At 61.1% G+C, this 17551-nt stretch carries 16 protein-coding genes, 1 other RNA gene and 1 pseudogene; 4 read left to right on the top strand and 14 right to left on the bottom strand.

The window, feature by feature from the left end; genetic code table 11:
* Position 1: 1 nt before the first annotated feature.
* The 6 genes and pseudogenes from pepP to rnd all read right to left on the bottom strand — a co-directional run bounded on the left by pepP (position 2) and on the right by rnd (position 3990).
* Positions 2-1314 (bottom strand): annotated as a pseudogene (pepP, locus tag Q8L89_01630) (Xaa-Pro aminopeptidase).
* 16 nt (positions 1315-1330) lie between these two features.
* Positions 1331-1915, bottom strand: a complete 585-nt coding sequence (locus tag Q8L89_01625) for a 5-formyltetrahydrofolate cyclo-ligase (protein ID MDP1707767.1) — start codon at positions 1913-1915, stop codon at positions 1331-1333.
* Positions 1916-1978: 63 nt separating this feature from the next.
* Positions 1979-2165: non-coding RNA, 6S RNA (gene ssrS / locus Q8L89_01620), on the bottom strand.
* 52 nt (positions 2166-2217) lie between these two features.
* Positions 2218-2532, bottom strand: coding sequence for a cell division protein ZapA (locus Q8L89_01615; protein ID MDP1707766.1), 315 nt, complete (start codon positions 2530-2532; stop codon positions 2218-2220).
* Positions 2529-2762: a TIGR02449 family protein gene (locus Q8L89_01610; GenBank protein MDP1707765.1), complete on the bottom strand. Its 234-nt coding sequence runs from the start codon at positions 2760-2762 to the stop codon at positions 2529-2531. Before Q8L89_01610 ends, Q8L89_01615 begins: the two co-directional genes overlap by 4 nt.
* Positions 2763-2838: 76 nt before the next feature.
* The gene (rnd, locus tag Q8L89_01605) at positions 2839-3990 is read right to left on the bottom strand and encodes a ribonuclease D (protein MDP1707764.1); all 1152 of its coding nucleotides are present in this window, start codon (positions 3988-3990) and stop codon (positions 2839-2841) included.
* Between the two features lie 93 nt (positions 3991-4083).
* On the opposite strand from rnd, the gene Q8L89_01600 reads away from it, so the two are divergent.
* Genes Q8L89_01600 through Q8L89_01585 form a run of 4 tightly spaced genes read left to right on the top strand, consistent with a single transcriptional unit; the run spans position 4084 to position 7229 of the window.
* Complete coding sequence (locus Q8L89_01600) at positions 4084-4734, top strand: dienelactone hydrolase family protein (GenBank protein ID MDP1707763.1); 651 nt, start codon at positions 4084-4086, stop codon at positions 4732-4734.
* 44 nt (positions 4735-4778) lie between these two features.
* Positions 4779-5270, top strand: a complete 492-nt coding sequence (locus tag Q8L89_01595; protein ID MDP1707762.1) for a hypothetical protein — start codon at positions 4779-4781, stop codon at positions 5268-5270.
* Positions 5271-5274: 4 nt separating this feature from the next.
* Entirely contained in the window at positions 5275-6636 is a 1362-nt protein-coding gene (mpl, locus tag Q8L89_01590; GenBank protein MDP1707761.1) for a UDP-N-acetylmuramate:L-alanyl-gamma-D-glutamyl-meso-diaminopimelate ligase, read from the top strand.
* Positions 6633-7229: an LON peptidase substrate-binding domain-containing protein gene (locus Q8L89_01585; protein MDP1707760.1), complete on the top strand. Its 597-nt coding sequence runs from the start codon at positions 6633-6635 to the stop codon at positions 7227-7229. The genes mpl and Q8L89_01585 overlap by 4 nt, the downstream gene beginning before the upstream one ends.
* A gap of 3 nt (positions 7230-7232) precedes the next feature.
* On the opposite strand, the gene Q8L89_01580 is transcribed toward Q8L89_01585, so the two are convergent.
* From Q8L89_01580 to ileS, 8 genes are all read right to left on the bottom strand, one after another.
* Positions 7233-9254 (bottom strand): VTT domain-containing protein, encoded by a 2022-nt coding sequence (locus Q8L89_01580; protein ID MDP1707759.1) that lies wholly within the window; start codon positions 9252-9254, stop codon positions 7233-7235.
* Between the two features lie 176 nt (positions 9255-9430).
* Positions 9431-10330 carry a tyrosine recombinase XerC gene (gene xerC / locus Q8L89_01575; GenBank protein MDP1707758.1) on the bottom strand — a complete coding sequence of 300 codons (900 nt, stop codon included), beginning with the start codon at positions 10328-10330 and terminating at the stop codon, positions 9431-9433.
* Between the two features lie 12 nt (positions 10331-10342).
* Positions 10343-11068, bottom strand: a complete 726-nt coding sequence (locus Q8L89_01570) for a DUF484 family protein (GenBank protein ID MDP1707757.1) — start codon at positions 11066-11068, stop codon at positions 10343-10345.
* Positions 11065-11895 (bottom strand): diaminopimelate epimerase, encoded by an 831-nt coding sequence (dapF, locus tag Q8L89_01565; GenBank protein MDP1707756.1) that lies wholly within the window; start codon positions 11893-11895, stop codon positions 11065-11067. Before dapF ends, Q8L89_01570 begins: the two co-directional genes overlap by 4 nt.
* A gap of 95 nt (positions 11896-11990) precedes the next feature.
* On the bottom strand, positions 11991-13052 hold the full coding sequence (locus Q8L89_01560; protein ID MDP1707755.1) for a lipid A deacylase LpxR family protein: 1062 nt from the start codon (positions 13050-13052) through the stop codon (positions 11991-11993).
* A gap of 69 nt (positions 13053-13121) precedes the next feature.
* Positions 13122-14138: a hypothetical protein gene (locus Q8L89_01555; protein MDP1707754.1), complete on the bottom strand. Its 1017-nt coding sequence runs from the start codon at positions 14136-14138 to the stop codon at positions 13122-13124.
* 108 nt (positions 14139-14246) lie between these two features.
* Positions 14247-14714: a signal peptidase II gene (gene lspA / locus Q8L89_01550; GenBank protein MDP1707753.1), complete on the bottom strand. Its 468-nt coding sequence runs from the start codon at positions 14712-14714 to the stop codon at positions 14247-14249.
* Entirely contained in the window at positions 14707-17544 is a 2838-nt protein-coding gene (ileS, locus tag Q8L89_01545) for an isoleucine--tRNA ligase (protein MDP1707752.1), read from the bottom strand. Before ileS ends, lspA begins: the two co-directional genes overlap by 8 nt.
* Between the last annotated feature and the right edge of the window lie 7 nt (positions 17545-17551).

Raw genomic sequence — 17551 nt, 5'->3', positions numbered from 1 at the left:
ATCACTGTTTGCGCATCAGACTCTCAATCTCGGCCACGGTCTTCGGCACCCCGGCCGTCAACACCTCGTGGCCGTTCGCCGTCACCAGCACATCGTCCTCGATGCGCACGCCGATGTTCCACCATTTCTTCGCCACCCCTTTACTGCCGACAGGGATGTACAGCCCGGGCTCGACGGTAAGCACCATGCCCGGCTCCAGCATGCGCCAGACGCCGCCCACCTTGTAGTCACCGACGTCATGCACGTCCATGCCCAGCCAGTGACCGGTGCGGTGCATGTAGAAGCGGCGATAGGCCTCACTCTTGAGTAACGCCGCCAGCTTGCCCTTGAGCAGGCCGAGATCAAGCAGCCCCTGCGTCAGCACCCGCACTGCTGCCTCATGCGGTTCGTTCCAGTGATTGCCGGGGCTGATCCTGCTGATTGCGGCATCCTGGGCCGCCAGCACAATCTCGTATATGGCGCGCTGCGTTGCCGAGAATTGTCCGTTAACGGGAAAGGTGCGCGTGATATCACTGGCGTAATTATCGAGTTCAGCACCGGCATCGATGAGCACCAGATCGCCATCATTCAGCATCATATTATTTTCGGTGTAGTGCAGGATGCAGGCATTGGCACCGCCGCCGACGATGGGATTGTAGGCGACGGCCTGACTGCCGGAGCGCATAAACTCATGCCGCAGTTCCGCTTCGAGCTGGTATTCCATCATCCCGGGGCGGCACGTTGTCATGGCGCGCCGGTGGGCAGCGGCGCTGATCCGCGCCGCCTTGCGCATGGTGCTGCTCTCGGCGCGACTTTTGTACAGCCGCATCTCATGCACCAGATGATCGAGTGCGACAAACTCGGTAGGCGGGTGTGAGCCACTGCGTGACTGCTGCCGGATCTGGTTCACCCACTGCATCAAGCGCTGGTCAAACTCCTGGCCCATGGCATAGAACACGCGCTCGCAGTGTTCCATCAGGCCGGGCAGTATGTCGTCGATATCACTGATGGGGAACGCATCATCGGCGCCATATTCAGCACACGCGCCTTCCTGTCCGGCACGACGGCCGCTCCAGGTTTCCTTTTCGACGTCGCGCTCACGTGAGAATAAAACGTATTCACCGTGCTTGCGCCCCGGAATCAGCACCGCCACCGCCTCCGGCTCCGGGAAGCCGGTGAGGTAGTGAAAATCGCTGTCCTGACGATAGGGATATTCCGCATCACGGTTACGCAGGCGCTGCGGTGCGGCAGGCAGGATGGCCATCGCGCCTTTGCCCATCATCTGCATCAGCTCTTTGCGGCGGCGCGCGAATTCCTTGCTGTTCATGTCACCATTATGCCTAAAAATGCGTCAGCGCGGGACATGCCACTGGATTGGCGTGACGACCGCATCCAGCGGCACATCCCACGGTGCCGGTACTATGTTTGGTACTTGCTGAAAGTCGTAGGCGACACCCACCAAACGCGGGCGACGCCAGCGCAAGCCCCGGCTGCGGTGGGCCAGCGTGCGGTCATAAAAACCCGCACCCATCCCCAAACGATAGCCCTGCGCGTCAAACCCCACCAACGGCAACAACACCAGATCAAGCGCCAGGGCGCTGACCAGCTGGCGTACAGGCAACACCGGTTCGGGGATGCCAAACCGGTTGAGCGTCAACGCGCCCCCTGTGCGGCAGACGGCAAAACCGAGCCGGTTGCAACGCCACAGCACCGGGAGATAACAGGTCTTGCCGCACGCCCAGGCATACTGCAAGACCGGCAGCACGTCGATTTCGCCATCGCTCGGCCAGTAAAAGGCGATGCGGCGGGCGGCTCGAAACACCGGGCTGGCGACCAGCTGCTGCGCCACCTGGCGCGCACTCAACAGGCGCGCCTCGGCGCTGAGTGCGCGTCGTTGTTGCCGCAATCGGGAGCGGATATCGGAACGGGAAGGCATTCAGGTTATCTACCGGCGCATGGCCGCAAACATGCGGCGGGCTGCGCGACCGAAAAACTGGAGGCATCTCCCGCCGGTGCCGTGACTGACCTTCGACCTTGAACCTGGGGGTTCAAGTGGGAACCCGGACGACGTATCAGGCTTTCCTCCAGGGGAGGACATGCACAACAACATCGATATGGGGGTTCCCGTAGGTATGAATTAAGGCTCAAGGGATTACCCGGCCCGCTCACGTACACCACAGGAGATGCCTAAACTTGTCAAATACCTCAATAATTCGCTCGGCCCGGAAATCCAGACCGTTAAATCTCCATCTGCCTGGTCTTACCCAGCGCGGCCTCGACCTTTTCCTGCAAGGCGCGTACCTTCGCACCCATGGTCAGCATGTAGTCTTCCTTGCGGACGCGTTGCTGCAACATCTCATTCGACATGTTGAGCGCCGCCATCACCGCCATGCGCTCAAGCCCGACCACCTTGCCGGTATCACGGATCTCGCGCAGCTTGCCATTCAGGTAATGCGCCGACGCCAGCAGTGCATCACGTTCATGCAGTTCGCATGCCACGCGGTACTCTTTATCCAGTATCTGCACCGCAACGGTGACTGTTTCCTGTTTCACGTTTCACGCTCCAGGGTACGCAGACGATCCATCACACCCTGCATGCGACTGCGTACCTGTGTTGTCGTTTCCATCAAGGCTGCGCGCTCGGACTGTAACAGGGCATGACGCTTGCGCAGATCCATATTCTCGCTCTTCAGCCGCTCGCTCTCCCGGATCAACTCATCGATGCGCACTTCCAGCGGCTTCAATTCACCTTCACTGGTGGACACCGGGCCATCCTTGCTCATACTGCTCCTGCCACGCCTGTTAATTTACGACACCCCACGGTATCCACTATAGAACTGCCTTCGGCTGCGGTCAACGTCATGCAGAAGCGACAATATCCAGCTTACCCTGCCGCACCTTCAGCATGCTTTCACCCTGTAGCAGCGCGAGCAGGTCGTGCCCCACCAGCGCCCCGCGCCAACCGTGCAGAATGGGCAGGTCGCGCTCCCCCAGCACCAGCCGCTCCAGCTCCTTGCGCGTAACCAGGCTCGCGGTGCTGGTAGCGTTTTGTGCGCCACGCAGGCGCACCGTGGCCATCAAGGCGTCGACCAGCGCATCCTGTGGGGCGGTCAAGCGACAGGGCGCCTCCAGCGCCGGCCACATCTCCTGCGGCAGATTTCTGGCGGCCTGAATAATACTGACGATTTCTACGCCGTGATGCCTGAGCACGCCCGGCTCCAGTTCGCGCACCCTGGCCAGCGTGTCGGCATTGCCCGGCATGCGGCGCGCCAGTTCGAGCAGCACGTCATCGCTCACTATCCACTTGCGCGGGCGATTGCTGCTGCGCGCGCGCTGCTCTCGCCAGGCCGCGAGCGCACGCAGCACCGCAAGCTGCACGCCTTTCAGGCTATTGGCCTGGCGCACACGCTGCCATGCCTGCTCGGGGGGGTTGCTGTAAAGACGCACATCGACCAGTTCGGAAAAGTCCGCCTCCAGCCATGCAAGCCGCCCCCTCTGCTCAAGTTCAGCGCGCTGATCTGCGTAAATTTTCCCCAGATAACGCACGTCATCCGCTGCGTACTGCAACTGCTCCACCGTCAGTGGCCGCGTTGACCAGTCGGTACGGGTTTGTGATTTGTCGAGCTGCACACCGAGCATGCCCTGCACCAGCGCGCTGTAACCCACCTGATCGCCATAGCCGAGCAACGCCGCGGCCACCTGGGTGTCAAATACCGGGCGCGGCAGACCGCCGCGCAGGTCGTAAAAGATTTCCAGATCCTGCCGCGACGAGTGCAGCACCTTGGTCACGGCCGGGTCGTAAAGGATATCCAGCAACGGCGACATGTCGGCCAGCGCAAGCGGGTCAATGCAGGCGATCACGTCCTCTGTGGCGAGTTGCAGCAGGCACAGTTGCGCGTAATAGGTCTTCTCGCGCATGAATTCACAATCGAGTGCGACCCAGCGGCTGCCGCGCAGGCGTTCGCACAGTTCATTTAATTGCGGAGGGGAATCTACGTAGTATTCTTGCATGGGGTGCTCTCAGCCTGAATCTTAACATGTATGGCCGGTTAAAATTTGATACGATGTCTGCTCATAACAGTGGCAGAGATGTCACCCGCCCGCATGACGCACACAGCCCAGCAACAACTGATACGCGTTCCCGCCGGTACGGCGCAACTGGAAGGCATGCTGGTAATCCCGGACGGTGCGCCCGGGGTGGTGCTGTTTGCCCACGGCAGCGGCAGCAGCCGGCACAGCCCGCGCAACAACTATGTTGCGGGCAAGCTGCACGAGGCAGGGCTCGCGACACTGCTCATCGACCTGCTCACGGAGCAGGAAGACCGCGACTACGAAACCCGTTTTGATATCGCGCTGCTCACGCGCCGGCTTCAGTGCGCAACGGAATGGCTGCAAACCGACCCGCGCACGCGCCAGCTCCGCATCGGCTATTTCGGCGCCAGCACCGGTGCAGCAGCGGCATTGCAGTCCGCCGCCGCCCTGGGCTCTGCAATAGCGGCAGTCGTTTCACGTGGCGGCCGGCCTGATCTCGCCGGTGCGCAGCATCTCGCCCGGGTAAAATCGCCTACCCTGCTTATCGTCGGCGGCCACGACGATGTGGTGATCGAACTCAATCAGCAGGCCTATGACCTGCTGCAATGCGACAAGGAGCTTGTTATCGTGCCCGGCGCTACGCACCTGTTCGAGGAGCCAGGCACACTCGACCAGGCGGCGCAGCACGCATGCGCATGGTTCGGGCGCCACCTGAATGCCTGATACTGAATCCATACCTCACGGGCGCTTGCCGCGCCGCTCATAACATGGGACCTCTGCTTACGCTGCTCAAGACGTTTGGCAACCTCTGCCTGTTGCGTGCCAACCCGCAGGATCTCCCGGCCGCACCTGTACTGACGGTTGTCACGCTGCTGGCGTATACGCTGGTCAGCGTGGGGCTGTCGCTGCCCGATCTCGGCTTGGGCCGCGCAGCCTTGTGGGCCGTGCTCGACACCGGGGTGCTGGCCATCCTCACCCATAGCGCCCTGCTCCTGCGCCGCTTCCCTGAGCGTTTTTACCAGACCCTGGCGGCGTTGATGGGCAGCGGCGCCCTGCTCGGTTTACTGGCGTGGCCGATCGTCGCCATGCAAAACGTCACTGCCCAGATCGTGATGCTGGTGTGGAATCTCGCCGTCGTCGCCCACATCCTGCGCCATGCGTTGTCGGTGCCGCTGGCGCTCGGCATCCTCGCGAGTCTCGGCTACTTCATGGCAGAGTTGCTGCTGAGCCTGGCCTTCATGGTGCCGGCAGCGAACTAATAGCGTGCATATCCATATCCTTGGCATCTGCGGCACCCTCATGGGCGGCATCGCGCGCCTGGCGTGCGAGGCAGGCCATCAGGTCAGCGGCTCGGATGCCAATGTCTACCCGCCGATGAGCACCCAGTTGGCCGCGCTGGGCATCGACGTAAAACAGGGTTACCTGCCGGAACACCTCGACCCTGCGCCCGACTGCGTCATCATCGGCAATGCGCTGTCACGCGGCAATCCCGCCGTGGAGTATGTGTTGGACCGGGGCATCGACTATCTGTCCGGCCCGCAATGGCTGGCCGCACACATCCTGCATGGGCGCTGGGTGCTGGCGGTGGCCGGTACCCACGGCAAGACCACCACCAGCGCGATGCTGGCGTGGATACTGGAGCATGCCGGCCTGCACCCCGGCTTCCTCATCGGCGGAGTGCCGCACAATTTCGGCGCTACGGCGCGTCTTGGCAGCGCGCCCTTCTTTGTCATCGAGGCAGACGAATACGACAGCGCCTTTTTCGATAAACGCTCCAAATTTGTACACTACCGGCCACGCACCGCCATTCTGAACAATCTTGAGTTCGATCATGCTGACATCTTCGCCGATCTTGCTGCTATCGAGCAGCAGTTTCACCATTTTGTACGTACCTTGCCTGCGTCCGGGCTGATTGTGGCACCAGCCCATGACAGCGCCCTGCAGCGGGTGCTGGCACGCGGCTGCTGGACGCCGGTCGAGCACTTCATGAGCGAGACCGGCTGGGAAGCCCTGCGCGACGATGCCGATGGTAGTTTCGACATCCACTGGTGTGGCAAACTGCAAGGCAGGCTGTACTGGCCGCTGTTGGGCGAGCACAACCGGCACAATGCGCTGGCCGCCATCGCCGCCGCGCGCCATGCGGGTGTGGCGCCCGCTACCGCCATCGAGGCATTACATGCTTTCAAGGGTGTCCAGCGCCGGCTCGAACTGCGCGGCGAGATCGCCGGCGTTGCCGTTTACGACGATTTTGCCCACCACCCCACCGCCATTACCACCACCCTCGCCGGCCTGCGGCGCAAGGTGGGCAGTGCGCGCATCCTGGCGGTACTGGAACCGCGCTCAAACACCATGCGCCTCGGCGTGCACCAGCACTCGCTGGCCCCCGCGCTGGCCGGGGCCGACAGCGTACTGCTGTATGCCCCCCCAGACCTCGGCTGGAGCCTGGACACGGTAACAGACGCACTGGGCGCAAAGGGGCAGGTGTACACCTCGGTCGAGGCCATCATCGATGCGCTGGTGCAACAGGCGCACAGGGGCGACCACATTCTCATCATGAGCAACGGCGGGTTCGGCGGCCTGCATGAGCGGCTGCTGCAGGCCTTGCAGCAGCGGACACCACAGTGAGCACGGCCTCGACCCAGCCGCTGCCGCTGTTTCCGCTCAATACCGTGCTGTTTCCCAACAGCTCGCTCGCCTTGCGTATCTTCGAGCCGCGCTATCTCGCCCTGGTCAGCCATTGCCTGAAACAGGGTCATGGCTTTGGCGTCTGCCTGATACAGGAAGGCAACGAGACCGGGGACGCCGCCGCCCCGCATGCCATCGGCACGCTGGCACGCATTACCGACTGGTATCAGCACCCGGATGGGATACTGGGGATTACCGTGCGCGGCGAGGCGCGGTTTCGTATTGTCAGCACCGAAACCCAACCAGACCAGCAGATCATAGCGCACACCGAATTATTGCCGGAAGGTATGGAGGGCACGATCCCGCCGGACTACAGCAGCCTGATCGCCCTGCTGCACCAGTCTTTAGCACAAGCGGGTATCGAGCCTGCCGACACGGCGGGCCAGCATGATGATGCGGCATGGGTCAGTTACCGGCTGGCGGAACTGCTGCCGTTCTCGCTGGCGCAAAAGCAGGCATTACTGGAGATCAGCGATCCGATGCAGCGCCTGGCACACATCCACAGCACGCTGGGCAACCAGTTCGTACAGTAGGCGTCAGGAGCGCCCCGCTTCTCGCAGCAGGATTACCTCGCCACCCCAACTGTTATAGCGCGACTTGCCGAGCGCCGTACGCTGCACCCGCTGCCATTCGATACTGCCACCCAGCGCCCGTTCAAACTGCGCCAGTGGTTGCCTGAACACCGCATCACTGCGTGCTATGGTAAACAGCGGTATCCTGCGGCTGATGTGCAGCTGCGTCACATTACCAATCCACAGCGGTGTCTCGTCTCCCGCCGTGCGCGCATCCGCGGTCCACAGCCGCAACACCAGCTGGCGCTCACCGCCGGGCAGCATATGCACCAGCAACAGCGACTCATGGCGCCCGTCATGCACCTGGGGTAACACCGGTAATTCAGCCAGCGTGGGCTGGGGCGTGAGCCACACCAGCAGCGCTTTGGGTACGGGCTCGACCGGCGTCTGCCAGCCTTGCGCCTCGAGGTGCTGGCGCAGGGTTTCCACACTGCCCAGCCATTGCACCGTAAACGGCTGGCTCGGCTCACCCTTGAGGTCGACACGGTAGGCAGGAAATTCCTGCCACGCACCGTTCCACCACACCTGCGCATCCAGCATGCGCACACTGTGCCGTACCACATGGCTTTCCACGTCACGCGCATGATGCAGACTGACATGCAGCGCGCCCGCCAGCACCAGCACATACACGCTCGCCGCATTCAGCACCGGCAGTGACACCGGCCGCGCCGGGTGGCGACGGTAACTCACACCCAGCAGCGCCACCCACAACAATCCGACCAGCACCCCGGCCAGCACCTCCGACAAGCCGTGCATGCCCAGATACAGGCGCGCCACCAGCGCTCCCACAATCAACATGCTGGCGCCGACGTAAGGCATCCAGCGCCTGTCGGCAGGCAGTTCACGCGCCAGCAACACGGCAATGAACCCGTACACCTGCACGCTCATCGCCACGTGGGAGAACAAGCGCAGCTCCTCCATGCTGGAACCCGCAGGACGAGGCAGATGTAACATCCAATCCATCCCCATGATCAGCAGCCCGCCGAACGCCAGCGCCGCCAGCCAGTGGCCCAGGGCATGCCGATGCCGCAGCCATACCAGCGCAAACGTCACGCTCAGCATCAGCGGCACCAGCACATGGGCGTCGCCCAACTGGCCGAGCACCACGATCAACTGGTCGGTCCACGGCGTACGCAGCCCTTGCAGAATGTAAAATACCGCGCTGTCGAGATTGGCAAGCGGCGCGCCGGGCAAGCGTTCCAGCCCGCCCAGCAGCACCCATGCCGTTGCCAGCAACAGCACCGCCCACAGCACCATGCCGCGCAGTTCTGGCTGCCGGGGATCCACCAGCACGTTGGTGATCACGCCCAGCGTCGGGTGTTGTTGCCCCCAGCGCAGGAGCTGGTCGGCCATGCGTTCGGTGCGCGGTTGCAGCAGCTTTACCAACCGCAACACACCCCACACCGTCAGCCACAGAATGAGCAGCAACGATACCACGATGACCGCCAGTCGCGACGCCACGGCAGAGGCCAGCCCGAGCGAGGCACCGAACACTACACCGGGCAGAATATAGGCGGGCGACCAGCCCAGGGCCGACAATACATTCACCACCATGAAGCGGCGCGGCGGCATGTTCAGCATGCCCGCCACCACCGGAATCACGGGGCGCACCGGGCCGACAAAGCGCCCGAACAACACACTCTTGCCACCGTGTTTGTGGAAGAAGGCCTCGCCGCGCTCAAGCATCTGCGGATGACGGCTGAAGGGCCACATCTGGCGCAAACGCTCGTGGTAGTGGTGGCCCAGCCAATAGCTCAGGCTGTCACCTGCCACGGCGCCCGCAGCCGCCAGCCCCAGCGTCCACCATAAATCCAGCACACCCGCCGCTACCAATGCGCCCACACCAAACATCACCACGGTGCCGGGGATCAGCAAACCCACAACGGCGAGCGACTCCGCGAGCGACACCAGAAATACGGCGGCCCCGGCCCAATAGGGATGGTCGCCCACCCAGGCCAGCATCTGTTGCAGAAATTCCGTCAACATTGTGCGCGCGGCTCCTCCAGCCCCGCCACCGGAATCTGCATGTGCAGACAGCCCAAATCAGCCGGGAGTACTCTGTTCAAAGGGGAAAACTTCTTCATTAGTCAGCGTCGTTCTGCAAAAGTGCGGGCCTGCGGCACCTTCAGCCTAGCGTGGGCTCGTCTCAAATCATGGCGCCATCAGCGACGCTTGGCCCGTGGGTGTGCCGTATCGTATACCTTCGCAAGGTGCTGGAAATCAAGGTGTGTATAAATCTGGGTGGTAGAGATGTTGGCATGCCCCAGCAACTCCTGCACAGCACGCAGGTCACCACTCGACTCCAGCATATGGCTGGCAAAGGAATGGCGCAACCAGTGTGGCGATATCGCACCGCCAACCCCCTGCCGCAGCGCCATGGCGCGCAACCGCAGTTGCACCGTACGCCCGCTGAGTCTGCGGCCACGCTGGCCTACAAACAACGCCTGCTGCTGCGCTGTTGCCGACAGGCAGCGCTGCTTCAACCAGGCACGCAGCGCCGTGAGCGCATGCCGGCCCACCGGAATCACGCGCGTCTTGTTGCCCTTGCCCGTCACCCGCACGGTGGCATCATGCAGATCGAGATCTGTGAGATTCAGCCGGATGAGCTCCGCCAGTCGCAGACCGGAAGAATATATCAATTCCATGATGGCAAGATCACGGATGGCAAGCGCGTCCGTTGCCTTCACTGCCAGCAGCCGGCTGACCTGGTCAACGTCCAGCGTACGCGGCAACATACGCGGCGACTTGGGTACGCCGATGCCGAGCGCCGGATTTTGTGTCAGCCTGCCTTCGCGCAACAGATAGTTGAAGAAGGTGCGGGTGGCGGATAACTCGCGCCGGATACTGCGCCCACCCACGCCCGCACGGTGGCGGGCGGCGACGAAATCGCGCAGCAGCGCATGCTCAAGTACTGCCCAGTCGTGTACGCCGCGCTGGTTACAGAATTCATGCAGACGGGCAAGGTCGCGCTTGTAGGCAGTCAGGGTAAGCGGTGACAGGCCGCGTTCAGCGCTCAGGTGTATAAAAAACCGCTCCAGCCACTGCTGCCGGTCATCGTGCATGCTGGCAGGCAATCAAGTCGCGAGACAGGGCTTCAGGGCCTGGGTGGTAATCGCCCCTATGTGCGAGAGAAACATCGTACCCATGGCAGGATGAAAACGCTCCGCCTCGAAGCTGCCCACGGCGAGCAGGCCCAGGCACGGCGCCCCTTCCAGGATCAGGGGAATCACGGCCAGCGAGGAAACTTCGCTCGCCGCATCGGGAAACAGCGTGTGTACCTGCGCAGGACGCAACCTGCCGCACACCGGCTTACCCTCTTCAATCACGCTCTTGAATGCCGCCAGACTCTCGTCGTCCGGCGCCATGACCTGCAACTCTACCCCGTGATCACCCTCGGGCAGGCCGTCCGTAACCGGCGCGAACAGGCACAGCGCCACTGCATCGGCATCGAAATCACTGCCCAGACTGGTGTGCAGCGCCTGCAGGATGCGGTGCATACCCTGCGCCTGCATCAATCCCAGCGTGAGGCGGCGCACGCGATCATTGAGGCGGTCGTTGTCGCGCGCGACCTGCACCAGATCCATCAACTCGCGTCGCAACTGACGGTTCTGATCCCGCAACACCGACACCTGCCGCTCTATCAGCGATACTGCTTCACCGCTCGCGTGGGGTACCGTGAGTTCCGCCAGCAGCTGCACATGATTGGCGAAGAAATCCGGGTGGCTGCGCAAATACTCGATCACACGCTTCTCCAGCCCCGGCTCGTCCGCCCGCTCCTGCGATGTATTCGATGTCGTCATAGTTCGATCTGCCCTTCAAATACGTGCGTCGCCGGGCCGGTCATCCTGACCTCCGCCGCGCTACCCTGCCAGCTTATCATGAGCCGCCCTCCGGGCACCTCCACCTCTACTGTATCATCCAGCCAGCCTTGCAGGCGACCGCTCACCACAGCGGCACATGCCCCGCTGCCACAGGCCAGCGTTTCACCGGCCCCACGCTCGTAGACGCGCAGGCGGATATGCGAGCGGTCAACCACCTGCATGAAACCGGCGTTGACACGGTTCGGGAAGCGCTCGTGCGCCTCAATCTTCGGCCCCAGCAGCGCCACCGGCGCGTTATCCACATTGTCTACGCGCAACACCGCATGCGGGTTACCCATCGACACCACACCGACCTCCAGCTGCTGCCCATCGACCAGCAGCGGATAACTCAGCGCCTCGTGCTCGGCGAGAAACGGTATCTCGTCAGGCCGCGTGCGCGGCACGCCCATATCCACCGTCACCTGGCCGTCGGACGCCATGCGTGGACGAATAATACCGCAGCGGGTTTCCACCACCAACTCATTCTTGTCCGTGAGCCCGGCAGCGCGCACAAAGCGCATGAAACAGCGCGCGCCATTGCCGCACTGCTCCACCTCGCCACCGTCGGCGTTGTAAATACGATAGGCAAAATCCACGCCTGCGCTGCGCGCAGGCTCGACCAGCAACAATTGGTCACAGCCCACGCCGAAATGGCGGTCGGCGATAAAGCACACCTGCTCAGGTGTCAGCGCAACGGATTGGGAGACAGCATCGATCACGACAAAGTCATTGCCGAGGCCGTGCATCTTGGTGAACTTGAGTAACATGACAGCGCTAGGTTACAGGCTGCACCTGGCTTTGCAAAGCCCCGCGCCCTCCGGCCCGACAGCGCCTGAAACAACGGCGGGCGGCAGTTGCCGCACTAAAACTCCAGCCCGAGATTGAGCGAATCAAATACCTGCGAACCACCGCCGCCCGCAGCGGTGGAAAATTCTTCGCTGCGCCAGATACGGGTATACGAAATACGCAACTCCTTGTGGCGCAGCGACAACCCCAGCCTGAGATCACGCACCGTGTCGTGACTATCTACGCCCGGGCTGTCACGGAATAGTGTGCCGTCGAGAAACACATTGTGCGCCACATAGCGCACGTCGGCACCGATGAAGCCATACCACTCACTGTCCGTGCGCGCGCCCCGCTCACCCTCCCGGCGCGTGTTTTGCAGCATGCTCCCGCCCGGCTCGATGGTGTCGGGGCCAAAGCCTTCCATATTGTGCCCGATGCGCAGCGTACCGCCTGCGCGCGCCAGCGTCATCACGGTGCCCAGCGTGGCACCGATGTGCGGCACAACATCAAAGGTCGCATTGCCGAAGCGGCGCTTGTGCACATACGACACCAGAAACGCAGGTTCATTGGGCAGTTGGTTGTCCCACCCCTGCGGCTGCCGCACACCCACCAGGCTATGCCACTGACTTTGCACCTGCTCACCCAGCGCCGCCGGACCCACCATGCCAATGTCGATCTCCACGGTGTCGAGCCGGTCCTCCTGCCTGCGCTGCGCCACCCCGCCGAGATACAGCCATGCCGCCCATGGCCGGTCATTGGGTTGCGCCTCGCGCACACTGATATCGCGCGGGGTATATATGTTCTGGCCGAAGAACAGCCCGAAGTGGTGTTGCCCCTCCACACCGGAGAGCAAGTCAAGCACCGACGTCGCCGGGCCTTCGAACAGCCCCTGCAATGTTTTGAGCGGCACGCCAAAACCCAGCTTGAACCCATTGGTGTAATAACGGTCGGTGCCGGCCAGAATGTCGTTTTCGATAAACAACTGCAGCTCCTGCCCCGGACGCTTGGTCAACGGCGCTTCCGCTTCCGTTTTTTCCGCCCCCGCATCGGTCGCTGCCACCGCCCACGGCGTAATCGCCATCAATGCGAGTGACAACAGCAGGCTGGAGACACTGGATGAAATTTTTTGGCGCAACATGTCAGATATTTCAGTTATTCGGCGGAATACCGCTCTGCTATTCCGCCCTTGCTGCAGCCAGATGCTAAATTAGTTACCAACTAACAACTCGACAATGACCTTCGTAACAACGGAAATAAGTAGCACTCCAAGCAGCTTTAAACAAGCAGACACGATACTGTGCCTGTTTCTTTGCTCCGCTTCATTAATTGCGGCCTTGTCCCCGCTAGTCAGGCTCACATACGATAACTCACTCCATCGATCAATAGAATCCTCTGCCGCACTACCTAGATGGTGTGCAAATCTGTACGCAGCAAAAAGGCCAACTGATGCCAATAGCCAGAACTTTGCGAAATGCAGCAATGTGGCACCAGGAGGCACAAAGCTTGGCAGAGTTGTAAAAATAATCAGCGCGACTACGGCTGCGACGAAGTATCGGGCTATCAGCGGTACGTAGCTGCTCCGCTTCCTGATGAACGCCCAATATGCGGGCACCATTGATTTTGGTAATGCTTTGAACCACTCATCAACAACATTAAGCATATTGCGTGCAACCATGTAATCTACGTACTTAATAGCAACAACTGCAGTGCGCCTCCCCATCAGACGCAAAATCTTTGGCATTTCGAAATATAGCTCATCCTGCATTTTATTCTCTATCGAGACCTTCGAAGCAACCCGTATCGTTAGCGTGTAGCTCTGCGGTTGATTAAGTTTTGGGAGGAGTATCAGGAAATTGTAGGTAACTAAAACACTCTCAACAGCGCTACTTGATCCGGCGTTAAAGGCGCGAAATACATTAAATGAGCTAAATGTTTGCTGTGTATCATTAATGTAATAAACCTTTATAGAGCAGTTACTAGTGGATATGCTGTACTGCTCACATGTCTGCGTGATGCGGTGATCCAGCTGCTCGAAGTCCGCGAAGGTAACTCGGAAGGCGTCGTCGTATGACTTCGACATCTCTTCGTTTTTCCCCGTAAGCTCATGATAAATATTCTGGAGAACTTGGATACTTACTGGCATGCGATGTGGCGTTCCCTCTCCGATTACGGCTACGTCTCCACGACCCTCTGGCGATACCTCATTATCCTTGCTGTCAGTCATATCCCCTCCAAAACGATCTAACAACAACATAGATACACGAATTAACGCTCGTGATACACCATACTCGACAAGGGCTTTAGCGTAGCGCGTGCTGCGCGCCTGATCAATCTACGCAGCTTTCTTGCTTCCCCTGAACGTCACCCACAGCAATATCGCCACACCAACGGTGATGGCAGAATCTGCGATATTGAACGCTGGCCAGTGCCATTGCTGGTAATAAAAATCGAGAAAATCCACCACGTAGCCGAAGCGCAGGCGGTCTATCACGTTGCCCAGCGCGCCGCCGAGTATCAGCGCCAGGGCTGCTGCCTGCCATTTCTCTTCTGCGGGCAACCGCCGCAGCCACACCGTGATAACAACGCTTACGAACAGCGCGATGGCGGTGAAAAACCAGCGCTGCCAGCCGCCTGCGTCGGCCAGAAAGCTGAACGCCGCGCCGGGGTTGTGCAGCAGGGTAAAACTGAAAAACGGCAACACGGCCACCGACTCATACAGTTGCAACCAGTTACTGACGACAACCTTACTCAACTGGTCGAGGACAATCGCCAGCAGCGAAAGCCAGAGCCATTTAAGCATAATGTCTTGCCTCACCCTTGCCCGTGACATTTTCAATACAGCGGGCGCAAATCTGCGGGTGTTCGCTGCTCTGGCCGACGTCCTCGCGATGGTGCCAGCAACGAATGCATTTTTCATGCGTGGAAGGCTGCACCTTGAGCCACAAACCTTTCGCACCTTCCTGCGCGTCGGCAGGCTTCTTGTCTACCCTGTGCACCCGCGCGCCGGAGGTAATCAGCACAAAGCGCACTTCGTCGTGCAGGGCGGCAAGCGGCAAGCGCCACGCGTCGTCACAATAAATATCAATCTCGGCATCGAGCGAGGAGCCGATGGCATTCGCTGCCCGCAGCTTTTCCATCTCCTTGCTCACGGCCTCGCGCACGGCGATGATCTTGCCCCAGGCCGCTGCATCCAGCGCTGCGGTATCGAGCGGGAACAGGCCTTCATACCAGGTTGCCATCAACACCGACGGCAATACCGACTCCTTGCGCGCGCCGGGGAGATAGTGCCAAATCTCCTCTGCCGTGAAACTCAGGATGGGCGCAAACCAGCGCACCAGCGCCTCGACGACGTGATAAATCGCGGTCTGCGCCGAGCGGCGCGCCAGGCTGTTTTTCTGCGTGGTGTACTGGCGGTCCTTGATGATGTCCAGATAAAACCCGCCCATATCCACTGCGCAGAAATTGTGCAGGCGCTGGAAGATGACATGGAATTCATAGTCGTCGTAGGCAGCGATCACCGTCTTTTGCAGTTGAAACGCACGGTCCACCGCCCAGCGGTCGAGCGCCAGCATGTCGGCGGGCGCAACCTGATCCCTGGCCGGATCGAAATCGCTTAAATTGGCCAGCATGAAACGCGCCGTGTTGCGCAGACGGCGATAGGCATCGGCGGCGCGCTTCAGGATTTCATCCGACACGTTCATCTCGCCGCGATAATCGGTGGAAGCCACCCACAAGCGCAAAATATCCGCGCCGAGGTTGCTCATCACCTTCTGTGGTGCGACCACATTGCCCTTGGACTTGGACATCTTTTCGCCCTTGGCGTCCACCGTGAAGCCGTGCGTGAGTACCGCCTTGTAGGGCGCCGCGCCGCGCATGGCCACCGAGGTCAGCAGCGACGACTGGAACCAGCCGCGGTGCTGGTCGGAGCCTTCGAGATACAGGTCGGCGGGCACGCCGTTCAATTCTTCACGCTGCTCCAGTACGCAGGCGTGGGTGACGCCGGAGTCAAACCACACGTCCAGTGTGTCGGTCACCTTGTCATACTGCGCCGCCTCCGCGCCCAGCAGCTCGGCGGGAGCGAGACCAAACCAGGCATCGATGCCGTCTTTCTCCACCCGCTGCGCCACCTGCTCGATCAGCGCCGGGGTGTCGGGATGCAGCGCGCCGCTTTCCTTGTGCACAAACAGTGTGATCGGCACGCCCCAGGTGCGCTGGCGCGAAATACACCAGTCGGGACGGCCCGCCACCATGCCGATGATGCGCGCCTTGCCCCACTCCGGAATCCAGCGGGTTTGCTCGATGGCGTAGAGCGCCGCACTGCGCAGTGATTTCTGCTCCATGCTGATAAACCACTGCGGCGTGGCGCGAAAAATCAGCGGCGTATGATGGCGCCAGCAGTGTGGAAAACTGTGGCGCAGCGCCTCGGCGCGCAACAGTGCGCCGCGCATCTTGAGTACTTCGATGACTTCGCTGCTGGCATTCACTACATGCAGGCCCGCGAACAGCTCCGTGCCGGGCAGAAATTTGCCGTCGCTGCCCACCGGGTTGTCTACCGGCAGGCGGTACTGCATGCCGACCACGTAATCTTCCTGACCATGCCCCGGCGCGGTATGCACGGCGCCGGTACCGGCCTCGGCGGTGACGTGCACACCGAGAATAATCGGCACTTCGCGGGCGTAAAATGGATGTTGCAGCTTGAGGCCATCAAGATCACTGCCGCGACAATAGGCGATGACGCGATACTCGCTGATACCATAGCGCCCCATCGCATCCTTCAGCAGTTTCTCGGCCAGCAGCAACCGCTCGCTGCCGTGCTCGCTCACGCACTGCGCCACCACGTAATCCATTTCCGGGTTGAGCGCGACCGCCTGATTGGCAGGCAACGTCCACGGCGTGGTGGTCCATATCACCACGCTCAGGGGGCCGCTGCCCTCCTGTTCCGGCACATGCTGGCAGCGCGCAAGCAAGGCTTCTTCATCCAGCACAGCGAAGCGCACGTCGATCGCAGGCGAGGTCTTGTCTTCATATTCCACTTCGGCTTCGGCCAATGCCGAGGCGCAATCCACGCACCAGTGCACCGGCTTGTAACCCTTGTGCACGTGGCCATTCTGTACGATGCGCGCCAGGCTGCGGATGATGCCGGCCTCGAATTTGTAATCCATGGTGAGATAGGGGTGTTCCCAGTCACCAATCACGCCCAGGCGCTGGAAATCCGCGCTCTGGCTGTCGACCTGTTTGGCGGCGTATTCGCGGCACGCCGTGCGGAAGGTGGCGGCATCAACCTTGACCCCGGCCTTGCCGACTTTCTTTTCCACCATCAGCTCGATGGGCAGGCCGTGACAATCCCAACCCGGCACATAAGGAGCATCGAAACCGCTCAGGGTCTTGCTTTTGACGATGATGTCCTTGAGGATTTTGTTTACCGCATGGCCGATGTGAATATCGCCGTTGGCGTAGGGCGGCCCATCGTGCAGCACGAATTTCTTGCGTCCCTTGCCTGCCGCGCGCAGCTTCTTGTAGAGGCCCATCGACTGCCAGTGTTGCAGCATCTTCGGCTCTGTTGTCGCCAGCCCGGCCTTCATGGGAAAGCCCGTCTGCGGCAAATTCAGCGTTTCCTTGTAATCAGTCACCACCAAC

The organism is Gammaproteobacteria bacterium (assembly GCA_030680605.1).
In the GTDB taxonomy this organism is placed as follows: domain Bacteria; phylum Pseudomonadota; class Gammaproteobacteria; order SURF-13; family SURF-13; genus JAQBXX01.
This window is presented reverse-complemented; position numbering and strand designations above follow the sequence as displayed.

Excerpts from the sequence above, each read along its gene's own strand:
- Q8L89_01580 (MDP1707759.1), bottom strand. The coding sequence starts at position 9,254 with ATGTTGACGGAATTTCTGCAACAGATGCTGGCCTGGGTGGGCGACCAT.
- Q8L89_01600 (MDP1707763.1), top strand. The coding sequence starts at position 4,084 with ATGACGCACACAGCCCAGCAACAACTGATACGCGTTCCCGCCGGTACG.
- Q8L89_01610 (MDP1707765.1), bottom strand. The coding sequence starts at position 2,762 with ATGAGCAAGGATGGCCCGGTGTCCACCAGTGAAGGTGAATTGAAGCCG.
- Q8L89_01595 (MDP1707762.1), top strand. The coding sequence starts at position 4,779 with ATGGGACCTCTGCTTACGCTGCTCAAGACGTTTGGCAACCTCTGCCTG.
- Q8L89_01560 (MDP1707755.1), bottom strand. The coding sequence starts at position 13,052 with ATGTTGCGCCAAAAAATTTCATCCAGTGTCTCCAGCCTGCTGTTGTCA.
- rnd (MDP1707764.1), bottom strand. The coding sequence starts at position 3,990 with ATGCAAGAATACTACGTAGATTCCCCTCCGCAATTAAATGAACTGTGC.
- xerC (MDP1707758.1), bottom strand. The coding sequence starts at position 10,330 with ATGCACGATGACCGGCAGCAGTGGCTGGAGCGGTTTTTTATACACCTG.
- dapF (MDP1707756.1), bottom strand. The coding sequence starts at position 11,895 with ATGTTACTCAAGTTCACCAAGATGCACGGCCTCGGCAATGACTTTGTC.
- Q8L89_01570 (MDP1707757.1), bottom strand. The coding sequence starts at position 11,068 with ATGACGACATCGAATACATCGCAGGAGCGGGCGGACGAGCCGGGGCTG.
- lspA (MDP1707753.1), bottom strand. The coding sequence starts at position 14,714 with ATGCTTAAATGGCTCTGGCTTTCGCTGCTGGCGATTGTCCTCGACCAG.
- Q8L89_01555 (MDP1707754.1), bottom strand. The coding sequence starts at position 14,138 with ATGACTGACAGCAAGGATAATGAGGTATCGCCAGAGGGTCGTGGAGAC.
- Q8L89_01625 (MDP1707767.1), bottom strand. The coding sequence starts at position 1,915 with ATGCCTTCCCGTTCCGATATCCGCTCCCGATTGCGGCAACAACGACGC.